This window comes from Waltera acetigignens (genome assembly GCF_025567015.1).
Lineage (GTDB): Bacteria > Bacillota > Clostridia > Lachnospirales > Lachnospiraceae > Acetatifactor > Acetatifactor acetigignens.
The window spans coordinates 22,290-44,029 of sequence record NZ_JAOQJO010000007.1; the positions used below are offsets into that span (position 1 = coordinate 22,290).

Below are 21,740 nucleotides of genomic sequence, written 5' to 3' on the forward strand. Positions count from 1 at the left end.
TGAATCGGCCTTTCAGCCATTAGTCCTTTTATATCAGTTACAGTATACTACTTATTTCGGATTTTTCCAAGGTTTGTTAACTGTTTTTTAAAAAAATCCCATTAATTGAGTATTTTTTCCAGCATGGTCACCCGGTTGAAGGGAAAGGAGAAATAATAGCCGTCCGCAAAATCCTCCGTCATGACGATCACTTCCTTTGCCAGCTGCACACCGGCCTGCTCTCCCTCTTCTCTGGTCATGTCCGCCCGGTATCTTGCCAGTACTTCGTCCGTCACGTCGATGCCTGCCATCTCGTTCTTCATAAAGGTGGCATTTTTAAGACTCACGAAAGGCATGATCCCGCAGAGAATCCTTGCTCCGGTCTCCTCCTTGATCCGGCGCACTCTGTCGGCACTCTCCTGTGTGGAAATGGGCTGTGTCAGAAAAAAGGTGGCTCCCGCCGCCATTTTCTTCTTCACTCTGCCGATCTCCACCTCAAGATTACGCCTGCTCTGATTGATGGCTCCGCCGTAGTTGGCCGGAGCCTGCGTGAACTGCTCCTCGTTCATATCCGCCAGAATCTGCATCAGTCCCACAGAATCAAAGTTGAACACACTCTTCACCGTGGTCCGCACCATGGAAGGAATGGGGTCTCCCGTGATCACCAGGAAATTCTGAATACCATTGATATAGGCTCCCAGCAGCTGGGAACGCATGGCAATGGCATTTTTATCCCGGCAGCAGATATGGGGCATGACACACATACCGGTCTCTCTTGCCACCTTCTCCGCCATGAGAATGGAATCTGCTCTGGTACGTCCCGAAGGAGAATCCGGGAAAGTCAGCACATCCACTCCGCTCTTCTGTAGCAGATGTGCCGCATCCATCAGTTTTTCGTCATCGATTCCCATGGGAGGTGCCAGTTCCACGGCGATCAGCTTTCGGTTCCTGCCCTCCGCCTCTTTGGTATGATAAAAAGAACGGTCTTCCTTCGGTGCCTGCTGTTTCTCCGGTTCTGTGTCTTTTTTTGCCTGTGGGTACTGGGTCAGATCCAGCTTTCCGGCAAGCTCCGCGATATATTCCGGTGTCGTACCGCAGCAGCCGCCTGCCATATCCACACCAAGAGCTATCATCTGCTGCATTCTGTCTACAAAATATTCTCTGTTATCCCCGGTGAAGATCATGCGTCCGGTGACCATCTGCGGGTAACCGGCATTGGGAAGGGCTGTGAGGAATTTATCTGCAGGCTTATAAAGTGTCTGCAGGATCCGGTGCATATGAGAAGGTCCCACGCCGCAGTTAAATCCCACGGCATCGATCTCTTTTATCGCTCCCGCTCTCTGCAACAGCTTTCTGGCACTTAAACCTGCATTGCTGTAACCGAACTGGTTTACAGAGAATTGTACCGTAATAAATGCCTGTTCCCCGATCATTTTGATCGCAGGCAGGAGCTCTTCCATCTCGGAAAATGTTTCAAAGACAAAAAAGTCCGCTCCCTCTTCCAGAAAAATATTACAAATTTCTTCATATTCTCTGCTTAAAGCATCTTTCTGTGCCATGGCCTCCCCTGGAATCTGGCCAATGTCCGCCGCTATGTAGATCTCTTTCGTCTCTCCGGTGGTCTCTCTCCACTCTGCCACTGCTTCCCTTGCCAGTCGAAGCCCACTGCGCAGTGTCTCTCCGATCTGTTCCCGGGGTATATCCATGCAGAAGCTGTTAGCAGCAAAGGTATTGGTTCGTAAAATCTGTGCTCCTGCTTCCAGATACTCTCTGTGGATCTCCTTTACCCGCTCCGGAGCCTCCAGATTCGCCAGCTCCGGCAGCTGCCTCGTGTCGTATTTTCCTCCGTAATAAGTGCCGAAAGCTCCGTCAAACAGAATCTTTTTCTGTTGGATTCTTTCACGGATCTGTTCTTTGGTATGTTTTGTATTATTCATGATCATATCCTTTTCGTCTTTTCACAACTCTCCTCTGTCAAAACGAGCAGGTCTGCTTCCGCAAGCCTGCTCGTTGATCAGCTTCCGTAACTATTCAGAACCACATTCGCAAAACCGCTCTTTCAGAGCTTACTTTTTGCTCATATGGTTACTTCGCCATATAAATCATGTCAAATGTTCTTACGAATGCAAGCATTTGACGTACATTTGACATGATTTGCATGGCTCTGAATAGTTACAGCATACCATATTCTTTTTCGGAAAAACAGTAGCAAATTTAATGATTACATTAACTTGCGGAACAATGCGGTCAAATCCTCGATGCTTGCATCCTTAGGGTTGCCGGGTGCGCAGGCATCTGCATGTGCGGACTCAGCCAGGAAAGGAAGATCCTCTTCCTTCAGTGCTTCCAGCTTGGAAGGAATACCAACATCCTCAGACAGCTTACGAACTGCGTCAACTGCAGCCTTACGGTAGGCGGCCTGATCCATCTGATCTACACCTTCCACACCCATAGCACGGGCAATCTCACGATACTTTTCACCGGTGCAGTCAGCATTGTATTCCATAACGATAGGAAGCATCATTGCACAGGCAACACCATGAGGGGTATCATAGACAGCACCCAGGGTATGTGCCATGGAATGAGCGATACCGAGACCTACATTGGAGAAGCCCATACCGGCAATGTACTGACCCAGAGCCATGCCTTCACGACCTTCCTTAGTGTTGGCTACCGCACCGCGCAGGGACTTGGAAATGATCTCGATGGCTTTCAGATGGAACATATCGGTCATCTCCCAGGCTGCCTTGGTGGTGTAACCTTCGATTGCATGGGTCAGTGCATCCATACCGGTGGAAGCAGTCAGACCCTTAGGCATAGAAGACATCATCTCGGGATCTACCACAGCGATAATAGGCATATCATGAGGATCTACGCATACGAACTTACGCTTGCGCTCTACATCAGTGATAACGTAGTTGATGGTAACCTCTGCTGCGGTACCTGCTGTGGTGGGCACTGCGATGATGGGTACGCAGGGCTTCTTGGTAGGTGCTACGCCTTCCAGGCTGCGTACATCTTCGAATTCAGGGTTGGCAATGATGATACCGATGGCTTTGGAGGTATCCATGGAAGAACCACCACCGATGGCGATGATATAATCTGCACCGGATGCCTTGAAAGCAGCCACACCGTTTTTCACATTGTCAATAGTAGGATTAGCCTTAATATCGGAATAAACTTCATAAGCAAGACCTTCCTTGTCAAGCAGTCCGGTTACTTTTCCGGTCACACCGAACTTGATCAGGTCGGGATCGGAACATACGAATGCTTTCTGAAAAGCATGAGCCTTTGCTTCGGTTACGATTTCTGCGATTGCTCCTGCACCGTGATAAGATGTCTGGTTGAGCATAATTCTGTTTGCCATGATACATAATCTCCTTTCGACATAAAAACGATCTTATTGATAATTTTATTCTAACTGTAAACATCGAATAAAGAAAGTGACAGTTTGCCCCGACTGTCACTTTTTACAGAAATTTCATATTTCGTCCGTTGCTTTTGTTAATTTTTCACAAATGTTTTTGGTCATTTTTCCTCAACGTAATACGCCTAACTGCTGAAATAATTCTGTCACCGGTGCCGGAAATGCACTTACCAACAGCGCCGCCATCTGCTCCGGGGTTTTCTCCTTCGGAGCGAAGATCCATTCCACGGTCATATCAATGGAACCTCTGCAATAGAGCCGCAGTGGGAATAAAATATTCTCTTCGGGCTGTCTGCCAGTCTTACGCCTGATCAGCTGTGTATAAAAATCCAGGATCAGTTCGTAGTCATGTTCCCTCAGGGAATTATGATCGTCCGAGCGGAATGCTCCTGCGAAAAAGACCCTCTCCTTCTGAATAAATTCAAACTTTCTGGTTAAACCTTCGTATACGGTAAGCCCATCCCCCATCTGTGCAAAAGATTCCAGTAAGAGCTTGTCGAAATACCAGTTGATCAGATCATATTTGTCCTGAAAATTCCGGTAAAAGGTCTGCCTCGTCACGCCGCAGGTCTGCACGATCTGCGTCACTGTCATGGCATCGGTGCCGGACGAAGCCATACACTTTTTCGCCGCTTCCGCCAGACGGTATTTAGTTTTATCCGCTGAAGTTTCCTTCGTACTCATGCTGTCACACCTCTACGGTACTACCGGTTTCGGCGGGCATAACCTTCCGTCATATCCGCGAAATCCCGCTCCTGCATATTCTGTGTGGATGCTCCGTTATTGTGTCCCTGGCAGGCACATAATCCTACGGCATTGACAACACATAATACTGTTGCCAGAAATACTCTCTTCATATTATTTTCCTCCTGTCTGTTGTATGATCTGATTACATTTCCGGTAATTCTGCTTCCAGTAAAGCCGCTGCATCTCTGACGCAGTCGATGCATTCTCTCTTTACAATGCCATCGTTGATACCTTTTAATTCCTTACAGATCACGGTTCCGTTCTGCTCCTTGAAGCTCTGAATTATCCTTCTGGACCCTTGCATGGTCTTCTGCGGATTTTTATTGATCAGTCCCAGTACATTGACCGCTCCGATGACAGCTCCGCAGGTAGCTTCCATGCTGCCGCCGATTCCTACCGCAAAGCCCTGGGTAAGATTCCTAGCCGTCTCTTCATCAATTCCCGCCAGATCACAATACGTGCACGCCACTGCCTGCGCACAATTGTAGCCACACATTTTTCTTTCTGCCGCTTTTTCTACTCTTGATTCCATAACTGTTGTTCCTTCTTCTGTTTATATTTTTCCAATAATCATCTGTAGTGTATTTTCTGTTATGTATTATATCAGAAATAAATCTAAGACGCCATCGTCATAATTTTCTATCTTTACATTTCTCCCAAACTGTTCTAAGTGTATAAATAATTCCTACAAATTTCAAAATCATGTTGACATTGCCGTGGGAAGATGTTATTATCATTCTTGCGTGATGCGAGATAGTAATTATTTTGTGTCGCTATGCGGAAGTGTCGGAATTGGCAGACGAGCAAGACTAAGGATCTTGTGGTAGCAATACCGTGTGGGTTCAAGTCCCATCTTCCGCATTCGTCTTTTGTTCTAAAAAGCTCGAGAATATGCGGTTCTTGAGTTTTTTTCATTTGTAAAAGTAATGATATTTTGGTGAGACCCAGGTGAGACCTCAATCTCTCCATTCAGTATTGCACAAATATCGTCCAAGCTGTCCTTTCCAGCGAAGCTATAATATCTTAAATTTGTCCCTACTGAATGTCCTAACAATCTTGCTCTCTCTGTAACAGGTAACCCATATTTGCCAATAAAAACATTGCTGTTTAAGCTCATACAGAAAGAATGGTTGTTTGTCACATCATACCCCACCCCAGACATTAAGCGTCTAAGACAAGTTTCATAGGCATCGGTTTTTATCCACTCCCCATTTTTATGACAAAACACATATTTTGAATGTATGCTACCTGTTTTCCCGCTACTATTCGAAGCCGTTGTTGTCTTCGGAGTTGCTGTAAGGTTTGCCGTCGTTACGGGTGCCGATACCTACTCAATAATTATGCTAAAGATAGCCTGGAAAATCAATAAAAACGTTGATTTTCCAGGCTTTTCAAAGTCTTTTATTCGATTGAGTACTAACCCTCATCGGAAGTTAAGAATTTTAATTGTGATATTTTCTCTTCAATTGTCATTTTTTGACAATTTCTTTTGCCTGTGCATCTGCTTCTCTTCTGTCCATCTTATTTTCCCGTTACCACACATTTTTTTCATAATAATCCTGGAGTTCCTGAAAAGCCTCCTGAGGAGTTGCATTTTGTAAATAAATTTCTACAATAGCATCATCAAATATATCTCCTGCTTCCGTTGTGGCCAGAGATTCATTATAAAATCCGAATGTAGCTGTTGTATTATCCAAAACCTCTTCTACATAATTATACTGTTTTGGTGCCACAGCAGTATCAACTTCTACATTTGTAGTCGGTATTTTCCCCGCTTCTTCCGCCACATATTTCTGTGCCGTTTCATCTGTGAAATATTTCAATAATTCAATTGCCGCCTCTTTTTTGTCACCTTCAGCTTTAGAACTTAGCATGATATTATCTGTTTTAACCATCATTCTATCAGGATCGGCTCCTCCCTCAATAGCCGGGAACCGGAAAGCCCCGCATACCTCTTCAATCTCAGGCACACGCCCATTAATTTCACCGATCACCCAAGATCCCTGAACTAACATAGCTGCCTTTCCTGAAGTAAATTCCGCATTTGCCTGATCGTTGGAATCTCCGGCTGCTGTCGGCTGAAAATATTGAGAGAGTTCTATAAGTTTATTTCCGGCATTAATATATGATTCACTTGTCCAGTCTAATGTGCCTTCAGAAACGCCCTGCAGATTATCCGGTCCATCCTCTCTGTCGCAAAGGTAACCTGCAAGCAAAGAGATACACCATGGGTCTTTTGCAGAACAAGCTATAGGCGTATATCCGGCATCCTGTATCTTTTCACATACTTCAAGCCACTCGTCATATGTTTCCGGAGGTGTTACACCAACCTCTTCAAATATCTGTGTATTATAAAAGACAAGTGCTGCCGAAAAATTAGTCGGTATTGCCATAATTTTTTCATCATACGTCAATTTATCAAAAATACCGTCTTTAAATGATTTATACCAGTCCGGATTATCTTTCTGAAGTATCTCAGTGAGATCAGCGGCAACGCCTGCGTCTACATATTGTTCCATAAGCGGTCCGGGATGACAGGTAAATAATTCAGGGATATTTCCCGATGCAATTAATGCGTTAAGTTTTGTATCATACTCTTCCCTCGGAGTACTAATAACATTTACATGATACTTTCCCGCATAATCTTCATTAAACCGTTCAATCACATCCTTATAGCCTTTTGTTACAAGATCTTCTGATACATTTAGGTCATCATAAAAAATCCATGATATTTCTGTAGCATCGCCAGATGATTCTTCATTGGAAGTATTTCCTTCATTGGAAGTATTTCCTTCATTGGAAGTATTTCCTTCATTGGAAGTATTTCCTTCATTAAGGGAAGCATCACCTGTATCCGTTGAAACACTGCATCCCAGTAACATAGATACACATATAACACTAATGGTTAACACTGACACTAATTTTTTTCTCATCATTTCATTTTCTCCCTTCTGCTAATTGTTTTATCCTTTAACGGCCCCCGTAGTCAAACCTTCTACTATTTGATTGCTGAAAATAAGATAAACTATTATTGTCGGCGCCAAAGCAATAATAATTGCAGCAAACATTTGTACATAATTAACAGCATAAGGTCCTACAAAATATGTCAGGGTCACCGGTAAAGTCTTTTTATTTACATCAGATATAAATACAAGTGCCATTAAAAGTTCATTCCAACTTGAAACAAAAATCATCATTCCCGCTACTGAAAATCCAGTTTTGGTAAGAGGTGCAGCAATTTTAAAAAAACAGGAATAAATACTGCATCCATCTATACAGGCAGCTTCAAAAATTTCATTCTGTAAAGATTTAAAAAAACCTGTCATTAAAAAAATTACCATCGGCAATGCAAATACCGTATATGGAATAATTAACCCGATCAATGAATCTGTCAGCCCCAATTTTGAAAACTGAACAAATAAAGGAATAAGTACACAATGCACAGGTATCATCATCCCAAACAGAAAATAACTCAAAGTCCATTCTGAAAGTTTCCATTTCATTCTTGCAATGGCAAAAGCCGCCATAGATCCAATCGTCAAACTCAATATCAATGATACTGAACAGACAATAAATGAGTTAAGCATAGCTATCCCCAAATTTCCATTGACCCATGCATAGATATAATTTCCCAACTGCAGAACTTCCGGCATACTGAATGGATTTGTCATTAATTCCTGATTCGTCTTCAACGATACATTAATCATCCAAAGAAACGGCAGTATATATATTAACGTTAAGATTATCAGAATGATATATATAATTATTTTCTTCGGTTTACATTTCATAATTTTCCACCCTTATGCCCTTCCGTATTATCAACGACACTATTAAACAAAGTACCAGCAAAACTACAGCTATAGCGCTGGAATAACCATATTTAAAATAAATGAATCCTTGTTCATATAAATGTGTTGCAAGAACCTGGGTCCTGTTGCTAGGTCCGCCTTGAGTCATGTTATAGACCAGATCAAAAAATTTGAGGGAACCAATACAATTTAATGATAACGATGTTATAAACATTGGTTTTATCAAGGGTAATGTAATAAAACGAAATGTTTTCGCATCTGACGCACCATCTATTCGTGCCGCTTCATACAAATCCTTAGAAATGCCCATAATCTGAGCCATATATAACATCATATTCTGTCCCACATATTGCCAAAGTGCTACAAAAGCAATCACGATCATAGGAAGAACAATAAAACCGTCTGATTCCATCAGCCATAAAGGTCCCTGTATTCCCAACTTATCCAACAGATAATTGAGTCCAAATTTCGGATTAAAAATGAATGCCCACAACAACCCCAGTGCGGCTGATGATAAAACCGTAGGGAGATATATTACATTCCTAAAAAAGTTTCTTCCTCGTCTGATATTGGTCAGCATAACAGCCAGAAGCACTCCTATTATCTGTTGTGTGACGGCAGAAAATATCATGAAAAACAAGGAATTCTTTAAAGCCATCCTCATTGTTTTGTCCTCAAATAAAAGGGTTTTAAAATTATCCAGACCTATAAATACCGGCTCTTTTAATGCGTTATAATCACATAGAGAATAATACAGCATCTGCAGAATCGGAATAAGCAAAACAACTGTAAATAAAACAAATGCGGGAGCTACAAAAAACACTATTGCTTTCCTGTTACGCAACATCCTATCCATACTCTAACTTTCCTCTCTAACAACAGCTGCCGATCTGGCTGGCATTTTCAATCTGACTTTTCCTTTGACTATATTCCTCCAGTATCTTTTTTCATATCCGTTTATTTCCACGAAAACTTTTTGTATATGTTTCATATATGAATCTACCGGTATATCTACAATCTTTGTCTCATCTGACACGTTTGCCAACGCGCAGGCTATTTTACCTGCCGGATTCTTCCAAAACATACTGAGTACAGAAGGTACCGTTATGCTTTTCCTTTTAAAACCAAAATCTAATCCCTGAATATAAATGTCCATTCCGGGTACAGGCAGTTCTTCTGTGGGGAGCATCTCCCCATATATAAGATAGGACGTCGCATTTTTTAACGCTGCACAAACATTGCATGCCATCTCCATTATTTTAGGATCTGCCTCTTCTGGTTCATGATTTTTTATTTCCCCCAACATATTCAGGGGGGATCCTGCCGGAAGATTACCACAGATAAAATTCCATCCATGGAAATATACGCCGGTTTTATTATCAGGAAGCAATGATGTCCAATCCCCCGCATAACAAGGAATATATTTATGATATAAATATGAAAACAGTGGTATACTTTCCAGACCACCCTGAGGTTTATCATAATTTCGGCAATGGTAAATATCCAGATACTGAATAAATGGTTCTGAAATCCACTCCTGTGACAGTGCAAAATCTTTAGAAATTTTCTTTGCGTCTTTTCGAGTCTCATCATATATTTTTTTAAGACTTTCTATCTGCCAGATGCCTCTGCCCGGTGGATGTCCATGCCCGAAATTGTAACATTCGGAAGTGCCCCCTCCTAAAACCTGATCCGCCTGCTGCATAATAACACCATATTCTTTTAACATCCGGATTGACGCTCCGTAAATCTGGCTTTTTGCCTGTTCTGTAGCAGGGCAGGCATATGCATGCACCCCATCCCATTCGTCAATATTAGAGTCTACAATAGGAACTCCGTTAATATCTAACGCCGCTGATTCACGATACTGCTGTTCAAATATTTCTCTTCCATCATAGTCTAATGCCAATTGAGGCTGATCTTTTGATTTTGTTCTATGTCGTCTTATAAGGATCTTTAAACCCGATAAGCCGAAAGTAAATGGAATCTCCCCGTTTCTCATAAGTCTGCCACACATATTCCGAAATCGTCTTTCTCCTCCAAAAGGAGGAAAATAATCAGGACCGGCCCATTCACCTATTTTTTCCCAGCCACACATCATTGCAACAATCGGAATGTCCAATATCTTTTTCCATTTTTCGATATAATCAGGTACATAATCCAGATAAGCCTCTCCTTTGTTCTGGTACCTCAGGCGAAAGCTCAAGAAGAATGCCCCTTTTTTTATCCAGTCCGGGATATCTTCACGCTCTGAAATAGTTTTATTACACCAGGGTGCGGTTTCCGCAAATTTCTTATAGATTTGGGCTGCCTGCTTCCAGTCGCCTTTAAAAAACCTGGTAACAATCGTATATTCTAATGAAAAATCCATTTTCGGAATTTCCGGTCTAAGATGCACCGGACTCAGATCTATAAATTTATTTTTATAATAAATTGGGCCCATTTTTTTAGGATATCCATCCGTATCTGCCGCATAAATTAAAATTCCTTCCTTTTCATCGTAATAAGCGGTCATCTGCACTGCCAAATTATTCGGTTTTTGTTTTCCTTCTCCCGGATACCAGTATCTTTCCGCAACTATTTCGGCGTTAGTGTCTTCCCATGGATGTAACTCCGGGTTGCCTAGAAGGATACCGTCCATCTTAGGCAGTAAGATTCTCTCGCTTTCCGCATTTAATCCTAAATACGGTTTAAACAGAAGCACCGGATATTCTATTTCACTGACAGCGAACCTTGTCTTATTCTCTATTAATATATTCCAGTGAATTTCTTCATCCATAAATCCTATTGTACATTTTACCGTTACTGGCATACCGTCCAAATTTCTATAATCAATCTCCAAACACTGACTTTGCTGTATAAAGTCAATCTGCTCTGCCATATCACCGGTCAGGGCCAGTGTTCCCGGCATAACACGGTTTTCTATTATTTCTGTCATAGTCAGACGGAATAAACTACATCCATCTTTCACAATATAATTTCTGCCCGAGCTTTTACTAACTAAAGCCAAAAGGTTTCCTCTATCATCAAACTGAAGCAGACAATGTATGTTTTCTAATATCATCTGTCATCCTCCTTATCCGCATCGCTAACCTTTACATTCAGCTCTTTAAAATATCCCCTTCCTCTTTCCGCAAACATTGCCAGATAAGTTCCCGTAAATGTCATCGTTCTTGTGCCTTCCGTAGCAAGTCCGGCTACCAGACCTTTTCCCAATTCAAACATCCCCCCTGCCTTATCTGTATATAAAAATCTATACCACTTCTTATCGCTTTTTATTGCTAAACGTATTTCTCCTGATTCTCTGCACTAAAGCTTTTTAACACTTTCACCTTCTAAAATTGAAACTTTAAATTTATATATATACTTATATTTAAAACCATTTAGAATATCAATCAGGATTTCTGCACACTTCGCGCCCTGAAGTTCCGGATACATATTTACCGTAGTTAACTTAGGTGTATATTTATCGCGCGTAAACAAACCGTCTATTCCCATTACGGATACATCATCAGGAACCCGAATTCCAAGTTTTTTCAAATATTCAATAGTGCCGAATGCAATATCGTCATTAAAACATAAAATTACTGTAGGCTTATATCTCATAGAGACATAAAATTCAGCCACTTCCTTTCCAATATAAAACCAATCATAGCAGAGGAAATCCCCTGATTCCTGAGGACATGGAATCTTTATTCCTTTCGTATTGCTTCTCCTCTTTACCCGGTCCTGTACATCTATAATGTATTTTTCATATCCTATGCCAATCTCCTGTTTCATCCGCTCTTCCCAGTATCTAAAACGCAAATCTACATAACCATAACTGAATGGCAATGTCATACCTATTTTTTTATGTCCCAATCCGATCAAATAATCTATGGCTTTATTAATCACCTCTTCATTATCAATCGTCACAGCCGGCATTGCTTTTGAAAACGACATGCCCGGATTAAAACATGCTGTCACAGCCGGAAGATTATAATTTCTCCCCACCGAAGCTGCATAGGCTTCCGCTACCATTTCATTTGGAAACAAAATTCCATCCGTTATTGTTTCTTTTACCATTTCAAAATCATTTTCATCCATTACCGTCAATACATGATATCCTCTTTCCTTGGCGGCTCTTACCATGCCATGATACATTTGATTGTAGTATGTAGAAGTAAGATCTTCGCAGAAAAAAAGTAACTGCTTTGTTTTGTTTTGCTGAAGGGCCATTGCAACAGGATTCTGTACATATCCCATTTCTTTTGCCGCCTTTAATACTTTTTCTCTTTTTTCTTTACTTACATATCCACTATTATTTATTACTCTTGAAACAACAGATACTGATACTCCAAGTTTTTCTGCAATGTCTTTTCTCGTAACATTTTTCATTTACCGGACCTCGCAATATTATGTACTTTAAATCTGCCATTTATATGTCCTTTAATTAATTTTCAGTTTAAGACAATAAATAATAATATACAATACGGAAAAATGTGGTCGCGCGACCATATGTATTTATGCATAAAAAAGGAATTTAAAGATTATTCCGTTCTTTTCCTGAATCAAATACGAAGCGCCAGGAAAACTATTGCTGAATTTGTCATTTACTGCAGCTTCAGTGACTCCTGTGTACAGCTCTCCGGTAAGGAGAAAGAGGCAACGATGTCCAGGACTATACAGAAAAATACTCAGAGAAAAGGAGAACAGTATAATGGAAATATCAAAAGAATCATTAGAAAATTTATTGGAAAGAACCGGTCTTAACGGTATTACAGAAGTGTTACTCCCCCACTTACGGAAAATGGAGAGGCGCCATAAAGAACAAAAGAATCCGCCGAAGTATATGTCCGAGTTCTGCGGCAGATTATCTTTTATAAAAATGGTTGAGGATTAGCTTATGATGGCGACTTTTCATCGCATAAAAATCACAGACAGAGATGGCAGTATAATCTATGATGACCTGATATATAGACTGCCATTAAAAGAATACGCAGTACAGCACAAGTGTACGGAAATATATATCTTAGACCTAAAATATATGTTATACCGAAAAAAGATATTGACAGTAAGGCTGCAATGATTATGGGCCTCCAGGCGGCGCGTGCCTGATATTTATAATCCCGGAAATATTATACACAAATGCAGAGGGGTATGTTACCCTCTGCTGTTATAAAAGGCCCATTGGAGTAAAGGAACAAAAAAACTATGAGTATATATAGTCTCTCCATATATCTCAATCTCATATCATTAATCACGACCGAAAAGATCTCTTGTATATACCTTCTCCTTTACATCGTCCAGACAGCTGTCATACCGGTTGGCAATGATGGACTGGCTCATCTCCTTGAACTTCGCAAGGTCATTGACCACCTTGCTGCCGAAGAACGTACTGCCGTCCTCCAGAGTAGGCTCGTAGACAATCACCGTAGCTCCTTTCGCCTTGATCCGCTTCATCACGCCCAGGATGCTGCTCTGGCGGAAGTTATCGGATTTGCTCTTCATGGTCAGGCGGAATACACCTATTATACATGTTTTTTCTTCATCTTTACTGTAGTCACCTTTATTATAATAGTCATAATATCCTGCCATAGAAAGTACCTGATCAGCAATAAAATCTTTTCTCGTCCGATTAGATTCTACAATTGCTGATATCATGTTCTGGGGTACATATCATAGGGTGTTCCTGAGCTTTTTTCATTTGTAAAAATAATGATATTAGGGTGAGACTCTTTCAAGCTGCCTTCTCTCTGTGAATAATCTACCAAGGATCTGTGTCGGCTCTTCAGCATTTTCAGTTAAGTTCAATCTTCTGACCAATACTTCATTGAAATAGGTTCTATTACAACTGCAATTATATTATTATTTTGATCTACTCTAAATCTAAATGCATAAAAGTAGTCTTTGGTTGAATCAATTTTTAAGAAATAATTATATGCTCCGGAGTCCTTTAACCCATCATGTGAGAATACATCTTTAATATCTGCGGAACGCTGCTTTGTATCTCCATATAATTCAATTACTTTGTCTATACTGTCTCCAAGTTTGATGCCTCTTACTGTACTTTCTATTACATTACCATCATCTGTAAATTCACCTGATACTATCATGTTTGCATTATCGGCAAGCATGTATGCAGCCTCATCATTTCCCGCCTCTACATATTCATTATATGTATCATATCCCAAAAAACTAAATGCAAGGTCTTTTTCTGAAAGTGGCTCTGCTTCTTCTATGTTGGTTACTTCTGTGGTCTTTTCTGCCTCTGTTGATTCGTCTTTCGCTTCTGCTTCACTTGTGTTATTTTCTACTACCTCAGTGCTTTCTATTGTCTCCGTGGTTGTTTCTGTAAGTTCTACTTGTGCAGATTCAACGGCATTGGGGATGGATTCTGTTGTCGCTGTAGCTTCCTGTTTTCCGCAGGAAACAAAAGATAAAGTACATATTGTCATCAGCGCTAAAATAATTTTTCTTTTCATAGTCTATTTCTCGCTTTGTTAAAATCAATATTCTTTTGCAATCTCTCCCTCAATCCCATACATTATCTTAAATGTCTCAAGGTCTTCCGCCCGGCGGATCAGCATGACCTCTTCAAATTTTCCCGTGCGAATATCCTTAAATCCTGCCACCTGTTCACCGTTGCAGATGCTGGCTTTGATAACAGGTTTTTGATTGCTTCTGTCGTAAGTCTTCTTTTCGGTTCTCTTTGGAAAAAGTCTCATTTCTCTTCCTCCAGTGCTGCTTTTACCATCCGTTCAAAGGATTGTGCAAATCTTTCGTCATCCTCTTCTGTCCGCTTCTTCGGACCTTTTAAATGATTTTTATGAGAAGCTCTTCTTGCCTTTTTATTCAGATGTCGTTCCATGAGCATCTGGTCGATGTTCTCATCCGTGTACCATTTACCGGACTGGTGGATGGCGTAGGCACTCTTGCCCAGCGTCATGGCTGCCACGCCATAGTCCTGAGTTACCACGATGTCTCCCCTGCGGCAGAGACTGATCAGCTTATAATCCACAGCATCCGCCCCGGCTCCCACGACCACCACCTCGCTGTAACCGGAAGTCAGTATATGATTGGTATCGCACAGAAGTGTCACCGAAATCTGATATTTCTTTGCAATCTTTTCCACTATGTCCACCACCGGACAGGCATCTGCATCCACATAAATCTGCATAAGTAAGTTCTCCATCACCTTTTTCTGTAATTGAAATTATAGTAACTTTATCAGACGTTTACAAGTGTATATTTAGCCATAAAAAAACCGACCTCCTATCGTTAGATTTTAAGTCTAACGATAGGAGGTCGGTTCAGAATAAGGCTATTTTTCAATCCATATCAAAAATTATCCATTTTGAACAATTCACTTCTTGTTTTTATTCAGTTTCGTTTTCTTCCTCTAATAGCTTTAATAATGCAGAAGGTTCACACACCTTAACAGAAGATTTCATATAATCTTTTACATTTCTGGTTACTATACAATCCATTTCTGAACGAATTGCTGTTTCCACCATAATAGCATCTTCATAATCACCAATTTCAGAAGATATTGCTTTCCGGCAATCTAAAGAAGTGGTATCCAACAAATGAAATAAAGTAAAAAGCTTGCTCAAAATCTTTCGTGTTTCTACGTCGTTATGTGTTAAACGGTGTGTCAGATAATAGATATCTGTAACTGACTTTGCTGTAATATAACCCTCAAATTGCTTATTTGCAGAATATATAAAGAGTTTTTGCGCTACTTCTGAAAATGGAGCACGAGACTGTAATGCATCGATGATAACACAAGTATCAACTAAAACTCTCATATCGTATTCAACCTTTCTTCCCGTGCTTCTTCCAGAGTCATATCATTTGAAAGAACGCCAAACAATGATTTAGCAACATCTACTCTATCCTGATATGGATTAGACAATTTTGCAACAACTTTTCCGTTACGAGTAATATAAATATCCTCTGTTTCTGCAAGCATAAGATATTTGCCAAGATTAATTTTTAATTCAGTTGCAGTAATGGACATATCATCATCACCTTTCTTGAAGAATAACTATTTATCGTCTCATAAAGAGAATCTCTCTTTTCAATTATATTATACACAAATCGAACGATTTTATCAATAAAATCGTTCGAAAATCGACTATTGAATGCTGGTCGGAGCGCTACTCCGCCAGATACATCTTCAGGCTTCCTTCCACCGCATCCATGGCTTCCTCCACACTCGCCTGCCCGTTTAGGTATGCCTGTAAGCTCTCGGTCAGGGAAGTCTCGATCTGAGTGTCTTCCTTAAGGCACAGGGTGGCTGCCTTGCACAGCTCCATCAGATGGTTCGCGGTCTCCTCAGAGTAGGCTTTGATGGCGAACTCTGCGGTGCTGCCGTCGATATCATAGGTGGTATAGGCTTCCGCCATGCTGCGGTCTGCTGCAGCCTGCATCTCCAACGCTTTTGCATTGACAGGAAATCCCTCATAGGTATCCACGCTCTGCAATTCTTCGGACAGAGCAAACCGCAGGAAATCCTTTGCGATCTCCACGTGTTCACTCCGGCTGTTGATTCCAATGACCATCTTCGGATAAAATGCATTTTCCACGGATACCACATTGGCATTTAACAGTTCTGCCACAGCATAGGGTGTCATTGCCTGATTAAAGCCGTCAGTCTCCTGAAGTACCAGCTTCACATCAGATCCCAGATCCCAGATATTCGCTGCACGGCCTTCTTTTCTGGAAGGCAGGATACCGCAGTTATCCGCAATCTTCTTCAAATCTTCCAGCCAGGCACGTAAGGTATCACGATTCACCTGACGGTTCTGTAAAATATCATCCACGATCAACGGATAGAACGCTTCCACCAGTTCGCCGCAGGTACGGTCTCCCATATAACTCTCCGCCTTTCCGGATACCGCCTTTGCAATAGCGTCCATGCTGCTCATTTCCTTCGGCTGCACATCCCTGCCGACAGCTAACAATAATCCGAATTGCAGCGGCACCGCATACCGTCTTCCATCCGCCTCTTGATACGCTGTTGTAATGTTGGAAAGCAGGGTTCCGTCCTCTTCCATGGGCTGCAATATCTCCTGCAGATTAAGCAACAAGCCCTTAGAGGCATACGTGTCCAGTTTCAGATGATCCATCACCATGAGATCCGGTCCGTTGCCGGAGGTCAGGGAAGTGTTCAGATCCTGATAGATCTGCTGATAATCCGCATTTCCGCTGTATTTATCCGTCATGGAGATTGCCGCATCCACATGGATCAGTACCTCCGGATGCTGCTTATGATACTGCACCGCAGCCTGCTGTAAAAAGAAGCTCTCCTCCACGGTATACAGCGTCAGTTCTTCGGTCACCTCTATCACCGCATCGGGATCATATCTATAAATCATTATTTTGTCCCCGCTCTCACTTCCAAACCACGCGTATACACTGCCGTCCGACAGTGCCACAATATCCCGGCACCACTGATCCGACATGGAAAAGCTAGTATCGATTCCTTCTAATAGCTTCTGCCAGTTGGTATCGCCCACGTCGCAGCGGAAGAATCCGTCTGCATCCGCCGCATAGACTGTGCCGTCCTCCAGTACACTGAAATAAGCAGAGCTATAGCTGTCCTGGGAAAAGGGAATCACTCCCTTAGCTTTTGCCCCGTTATTTCCATCCAGCTGCATCTGTAACAATCCGTTCACAGAGCCCTGTTCATCTGCCTGTGCCAGATACAACGTGTCTCCCACAGCGCTGACCCACTTATTATCCGCCAGAGTTCCGCTATCGATCAGGCTGTCGCTCTCCTGGCTGCTCACCATGCTTCCGTCCTGTGCCAATACAACATCCAGGGAAAAATAAGACAGTCCCACTAACAATCCGTCCTCTGTCAGTGTCACATACTGCGGCGCATCATAGAACCGATAGCCATCCATATCCATAGGCTCCAGCCACTTCTGTGGTGTAATATCCAGCGCATTACCGTCCGCTTCCTTCCACAGATGTGCGGAAGAGCTCTCCTCATCCCGGTAACAGTTGCCGTACAGGTACTGATTCCCCTCCGCATCCTGCAGCAGTGTAAAACTGTCACTGCTCTCCAGACCCTTTCCCTCGGGAAGCGCCTTCAGCCAGTCCTTCGTCACTTCCGTCAAAGTATCCCCTTCGCCCAGCATCCATTCCCCTAAAGAGACCTGACCTTCTGCGCCTCCTGCCACAAGAAAATGTAATTCATCACCTGAACGGAAGATCTGGCTGATATTTTTGTCCTTCCATTCCTCCGGAAGTGAGAGTTCCGTCTCTACATATCGTCCTTTCTGCACTTCATCAGGTGACGCTGCGATCTGCTGATCGTTCTTATTCCCACACCCGGTGAACAGTCCCATGACGATCGCCATACAGGTTGCCAGTGCGATTCCTTTTTGCATGTTATTGTTACTGTTATTCCAATAAATTCTGTTTCGCATCTTAATCCCTATGTCTTTCTCCCATTCTGCTGTGCCATTCCACAGCTTTTTCTTACAGGAAAAGTATAACGGTTTCTTTTTTAAGATAACAGTAGGCATGGTTTAAGATGCCATTAGCACCTCTTTAAGATTTGCTTAATTTGCTCACACAAAAACGGAACCGGCACAAACGCCGATTCCGTCTTCTCCGGAAACCCTTTTAGGAATTCAATATCTTCATAAATTCTTCTCCGGTAATGGTCTCTTTTTCATATAAGTACTGGGACAGTTCATCCAGTTTAGCACGATTTTCCAACAGGATCTGTCCTGCCTTCTCATGCTGTTTTTTCACCAGCTCCACAACTTCTCTGTCGATGGCAGTCTGGGTCTCCATGGAACAGGTCAGGGAGGAATCTCCACCCAGATACTGGTTCGTCACGGTCTCCATGGCTACCATGTCAAAATCCTTGCTCATACCGTAGCGGGTGATCATGCCTCTGGCAAGCTTGGTTGCCTGCTCGATATCGTTGGAAGCTCCTGTGGTCACAGAACCGAAAGCAATCTCTTCCGCGGCACGTCCACCGGTCAATGTAGCGATCTTGTTCTCCATCTCTTCCTTGCTCATCAGATAATGATTGCCTTCCTCTTCCACCTGCATGGTATAACCCAGTGCACCGGAGGTACGGGGCACAATGGTGATCTTCTGCACCGGTGCGGAATTGGTCTGCTTCGCTGCTACCAGTGCGTGTCCGATCTCATGGTATGCCACGATCCGCTTTTCCTTATCTGTAAGGATGGCATTCTTTTTCTGATAACCGGCAATGACTACTTCAATACTCTCTTCTAAGTCTGCCTGGGTTGCGAACTTACGTCCATCTCTGACTGCCCGAAGAGCTGCTTCATTGACGATATTGGCAAGCTCCGCACCGGAGGCTCCGGAAGCCATACGGGCGATCTTGTTGAAGTCCACATTATCTGCGACTTTGATCTTACGGGCATGCACTTTCAGGATTTCTTCTCTTCCTTTCAGGTCGGGAAGCTCTACCGGCACACGTCTGTCAAAACGACCGGGACGTAGCAGTGCAGGATCCAGACTCTCCGGACGGTTGGTGGCTGCCAAAATGATGACACCGTTGTTGCCTTCGAATCCATCCATCTCTGTTAACAGCTGGTTCAGTGTCTGTTCTCTCTCATCGTTACCGCCCACCTGTCCGTCACGCTTTTTACCGATGGCATCAATCTCATCGATAAATACGATACAGGGAGCCTTTTCCTTCGCCTGTTTGAACAGGTCTCTGACCTTGGACGCACCCATACCCACGAACATCTCCACGAATTCCGAACCGGACATGGAGAAAAAGGGAACATTGGCTTCTCCGGCTACTGCCTTGGCTAACATCGTCTTACCGGTTCCGGGAGGGCCTACTAAGAGGATACCCTTCGGCATGGAAGCACCGATCTCTTTGTATTTGTCGGGATCATGCAGGTATTCCACGATCTCTGTCAGATTTTCCTTCGCCTCGTCCTCTCCTGCCACATCGGTGAACTTGATACCGTTGGAAGACTTCACATAGACCTTCGCATTGCTCTTGCCCATGCCTCCCATGCCGAACATCATGGAATCGCCGCCGGCCTTTTTCGCCATCTGGCGGTACATCAATTGTCCGAAGCCAATAATGATGATCAAAGGCAGCAGCCAGCTGATCAGGAAGCTTAAAATCGGCGATGCTTCCTCCACGATCTCACTGGAGAATTTTGCCCCGCTGTCATACAGTCTCTGCGTTCTGTCCGGATCATCCATCAGACCGGTCTTGTAGATGGTCTTGTCATCTTTTGCCGTGAATACAATCTGATTGTCCTGGACCTGTACCTCATCGATCTGTTTATCATAAGTCATCTGCATAAAAGTGTTGTAATCCACTTCCTTCACTGCCCTCTGTACGATCTGAGGTACCAGAAGACTGTTGATCAGGATAATCACGATCAATGCAATCATATAATAGAATATGAACGGTTTTTTGTTTGGTTGTTTGACTTCCTGCATACATTTTCCCTTTCTCATTCCTGTATTATTGTCCAAATCTGTTGTAATAAATCAATCATAGCCACTTTTCATCAGACAATCAATGGATATTCTCTTACCTTATTCTAAAAAAAAGATAAACTTATGCGGTGAAAAGACTACGTTTTTCAAAATCTGTTTCTTTCCATTTTCAGGCAAAAGAGAGACAATCAAAATAGATTTTTACTTGCCAAAAGGTTCAAAAAGGAGGAAACGTCTGTGTCGGATACTACCAAAAAGAGATTAAAATTCGCAGGAAAGCTTCTGTTTGTCTGTCTGTTATTAGGTATCCTGTATTACAGCTTCCGGGATTCCATGGGAGATATGCTGACGGAGCTTGCCAATGTCTCCCCGCAAGTGGTCATGTCCCTGTTCCTGACCGTGATCCTCTACCATATCTTTGAAGGGCACATCACCTGGCTGATCGTGCATAAAACGCACCCGGAATATCCCCGCCTGAAGGGATTCTGTAATGCTTTCTACTGCTCTTTCTATAAGACAGCCACTCTGGGCAGCGGTTCCGGCATCGCAGGAATCTATTACCTGAACAAAGCCGGTATCCCGGTTCCCAATGCCACCAGCATGTACTTTTTCCAATATATTGTCCACAAGGTCTCTATGGCAGTCTATAGTCTGCTATTGTTTTTGGCAACCTATGGATTTATTCATGCTTCATTTGCCGATTATCAATGTTATATCCTGCTGGGATTTGCAGGAGTCTGTGTGATTGCAGGAGTTCTGTTAGCTGTCGCTACCGTACCCTGGATGCAGACTGCCTGTAATCTGCTGGCCAACCGGTTCCGTGCAAAGCATCCCTCCTGGGAGGAAAAACTCACCGGTGCCGGGCATAAGCTTGCCCTGCTACAGGCGGAAAGCCGGTCTCTGTTACAGGATCCAATATTGCTGCTTCACCTGTTCCTGTGTAATGTATTAAAGTTCACTACCTGGTATATCATCCCCTGGATCGTGTTCTGCAATTCTCTTGGGGGAGAATACGGCGATCTGCCTTTTTCTTTCCTGCAATGTTTTGCTCTGACCTCTCTCAGCCAGTCGCTGGCGGGTGTCATCCCCACCCCGGCGGGGATCGGATCCGTAGAAGCTGTCTTTACATTGCTGTTCCGACGTCTCCTGCCGGAGGCCAAAGCCCTGTCTGCCGTGCTTCTCTACCGTTTCGCCACCATGCTGTTACCTTGTGCGATCGGTGCGTTCTTTGTACTGGGGGAGAGGATTATTTCTCTGCACAGGAAAAAGAGAACGGCAGACTAATATGCTTTCCTAAAATCTCCACACAAAACAAGCCACTACACAGTATTCTG

20 protein-coding genes, 1 tRNA gene and 1 pseudogene are annotated in these 21,740 nt (G+C 42.9%); 3 read left to right on the forward strand and 19 right to left on the reverse strand.

Annotation, left to right across the window (positions count from 1 at the left end):
• Positions 1-101 precede the first annotated feature (101 nt).
• The 5 genes from OCV96_RS08075 to OCV96_RS08095 all read right to left on the reverse strand — a co-directional run bounded on the left by OCV96_RS08075 (position 102) and on the right by OCV96_RS08095 (position 4,685).
• On the reverse strand, positions 102-1,916 hold the full coding sequence (locus tag OCV96_RS08075) for a bifunctional homocysteine S-methyltransferase/methylenetetrahydrofolate reductase (RefSeq protein ID WP_262594164.1): 1,815 nt from the start codon (positions 1,914-1,916) through the stop codon (positions 102-104).
• Positions 1,917-2,200: 284 nt separating this feature from the next.
• On the reverse strand, positions 2,201-3,346 hold the full coding sequence (gene fucO / locus OCV96_RS08080; RefSeq protein ID WP_227733469.1) for a lactaldehyde reductase: 1,146 nt from the start codon (positions 3,344-3,346) through the stop codon (positions 2,201-2,203).
• Between the two features lie 171 nt (positions 3,347-3,517).
• On the reverse strand, positions 3,518-4,090 hold the full coding sequence (locus tag OCV96_RS08085) for a TetR/AcrR family transcriptional regulator C-terminal domain-containing protein (RefSeq protein ID WP_227733468.1): 573 nt from the start codon (positions 4,088-4,090) through the stop codon (positions 3,518-3,520).
• Between the two features lie 20 nt (positions 4,091-4,110).
• On the reverse strand, positions 4,111-4,263 hold the full coding sequence (locus OCV96_RS08090; protein ID WP_191835476.1) for a hypothetical protein: 153 nt from the start codon (positions 4,261-4,263) through the stop codon (positions 4,111-4,113).
• Positions 4,264-4,295: 32 nt separating this feature from the next.
• Positions 4,296-4,685, reverse strand: coding sequence for a C-GCAxxG-C-C family protein (locus OCV96_RS08095; protein WP_227733467.1), 390 nt, complete (start codon positions 4,683-4,685; stop codon positions 4,296-4,298).
• A 245-nt stretch (positions 4,686-4,930) separates the two neighbouring features.
• Between OCV96_RS08095 and OCV96_RS08100 the strand changes: the two genes are divergently transcribed.
• Positions 4,931-5,014, forward strand: a tRNA-Leu gene (locus OCV96_RS08100).
• Positions 5,015-5,685: 671 nt separating this feature from the next.
• On the opposite strand, the gene OCV96_RS08105 is transcribed toward OCV96_RS08100, so the two are convergent.
• From OCV96_RS08105 to OCV96_RS08130, 6 genes are all read right to left on the reverse strand, one after another.
• Complete coding sequence (locus OCV96_RS08105; protein ID WP_262594168.1) at positions 5,686-7,089, reverse strand: ABC transporter substrate-binding protein; 1,404 nt, start codon at positions 7,087-7,089, stop codon at positions 5,686-5,688.
• Positions 7,090-7,116: 27 nt separating this feature from the next.
• Entirely contained in the window at positions 7,117-7,824 is a 708-nt protein-coding gene (locus OCV96_RS08110) for a carbohydrate ABC transporter permease (protein WP_227733465.1), read from the reverse strand.
• Positions 7,825-7,930: 106 nt separating this feature from the next.
• On the reverse strand, positions 7,931-8,818 hold the full coding sequence (locus OCV96_RS08115; protein ID WP_262594169.1) for a carbohydrate ABC transporter permease: 888 nt from the start codon (positions 8,816-8,818) through the stop codon (positions 7,931-7,933).
• A 3-nt stretch (positions 8,819-8,821) separates the two neighbouring features.
• On the reverse strand, positions 8,822-11,026 hold the full coding sequence (locus tag OCV96_RS08120; RefSeq protein WP_262594170.1) for a DUF6259 domain-containing protein: 2,205 nt from the start codon (positions 11,024-11,026) through the stop codon (positions 8,822-8,824).
• A complete protein-coding gene (locus tag OCV96_RS08125; protein WP_172594771.1) occupies positions 11,023-11,187 on the reverse strand; it encodes a hypothetical protein in 165 nt (54 codons plus the stop codon). The genes OCV96_RS08120 and OCV96_RS08125 overlap by 4 nt, the downstream gene beginning before the upstream one ends.
• Before the next feature lie 84 nt (positions 11,188-11,271).
• Positions 11,272-12,339 (reverse strand): LacI family DNA-binding transcriptional regulator, encoded by a 1,068-nt coding sequence (locus OCV96_RS08130; protein ID WP_262594171.1) that lies wholly within the window; start codon positions 12,337-12,339, stop codon positions 11,272-11,274.
• 322 nt (positions 12,340-12,661) lie between these two features.
• On the opposite strand from OCV96_RS08130, the gene OCV96_RS08135 reads away from it, so the two are divergent.
• Positions 12,662-12,844, forward strand: coding sequence for a hypothetical protein (locus tag OCV96_RS08135; RefSeq protein ID WP_148708615.1), 183 nt, complete (start codon positions 12,662-12,664; stop codon positions 12,842-12,844).
• Between the two features lie 353 nt (positions 12,845-13,197).
• On the opposite strand, the pseudogene OCV96_RS08140 reads toward OCV96_RS08135, so the two are convergent.
• From OCV96_RS08140 to ftsH, 8 genes and pseudogenes are all read right to left on the reverse strand, one after another.
• Positions 13,198-13,617: pseudogene (locus OCV96_RS08140) on the reverse strand (UDP binding domain-containing protein); the annotation flags it as partial.
• Between the two features lie 134 nt (positions 13,618-13,751).
• Entirely contained in the window at positions 13,752-14,426 is a 675-nt protein-coding gene (locus OCV96_RS08145) for a hypothetical protein (protein WP_227733462.1), read from the reverse strand.
• 24 nt (positions 14,427-14,450) lie between these two features.
• The gene (locus OCV96_RS08150; RefSeq protein ID WP_227733461.1) at positions 14,451-14,669 is read right to left on the reverse strand and encodes an aspartate dehydrogenase; all 219 of its coding nucleotides are present in this window, start codon (positions 14,667-14,669) and stop codon (positions 14,451-14,453) included.
• Positions 14,666-15,121, reverse strand: coding sequence for a YaiI/YqxD family protein (locus tag OCV96_RS08155; RefSeq protein ID WP_022312098.1), 456 nt, complete (start codon positions 15,119-15,121; stop codon positions 14,666-14,668). Before OCV96_RS08155 ends, OCV96_RS08150 begins: the two co-directional genes overlap by 4 nt.
• Before the next feature lie 199 nt (positions 15,122-15,320).
• On the reverse strand, positions 15,321-15,752 hold the full coding sequence (locus tag OCV96_RS08160; protein ID WP_118504736.1) for a PIN domain-containing protein: 432 nt from the start codon (positions 15,750-15,752) through the stop codon (positions 15,321-15,323).
• On the reverse strand, positions 15,749-15,964 hold the full coding sequence (locus tag OCV96_RS08165; protein ID WP_022312100.1) for a type II toxin-antitoxin system Phd/YefM family antitoxin: 216 nt from the start codon (positions 15,962-15,964) through the stop codon (positions 15,749-15,751). The genes OCV96_RS08160 and OCV96_RS08165 overlap by 4 nt, the downstream gene beginning before the upstream one ends.
• Positions 15,965-16,103: 139 nt before the next feature.
• Positions 16,104-18,344 (reverse strand): extracellular solute-binding protein, encoded by a 2,241-nt coding sequence (locus OCV96_RS08170; protein ID WP_262594172.1) that lies wholly within the window; start codon positions 18,342-18,344, stop codon positions 16,104-16,106.
• 238 nt (positions 18,345-18,582) lie between these two features.
• Complete coding sequence (gene ftsH / locus OCV96_RS08175; RefSeq protein ID WP_227064643.1) at positions 18,583-20,406, reverse strand: ATP-dependent zinc metalloprotease FtsH; 1,824 nt, start codon at positions 20,404-20,406, stop codon at positions 18,583-18,585.
• Positions 20,407-20,643: 237 nt separating this feature from the next.
• On the opposite strand from ftsH, the gene OCV96_RS08180 reads away from it, so the two are divergent.
• A complete protein-coding gene (locus OCV96_RS08180; RefSeq protein WP_262594173.1) occupies positions 20,644-21,690 on the forward strand; it encodes a lysylphosphatidylglycerol synthase transmembrane domain-containing protein in 1,047 nt (348 codons plus the stop codon).
• Positions 21,691-21,740: the final 50 nt, after the last annotated feature.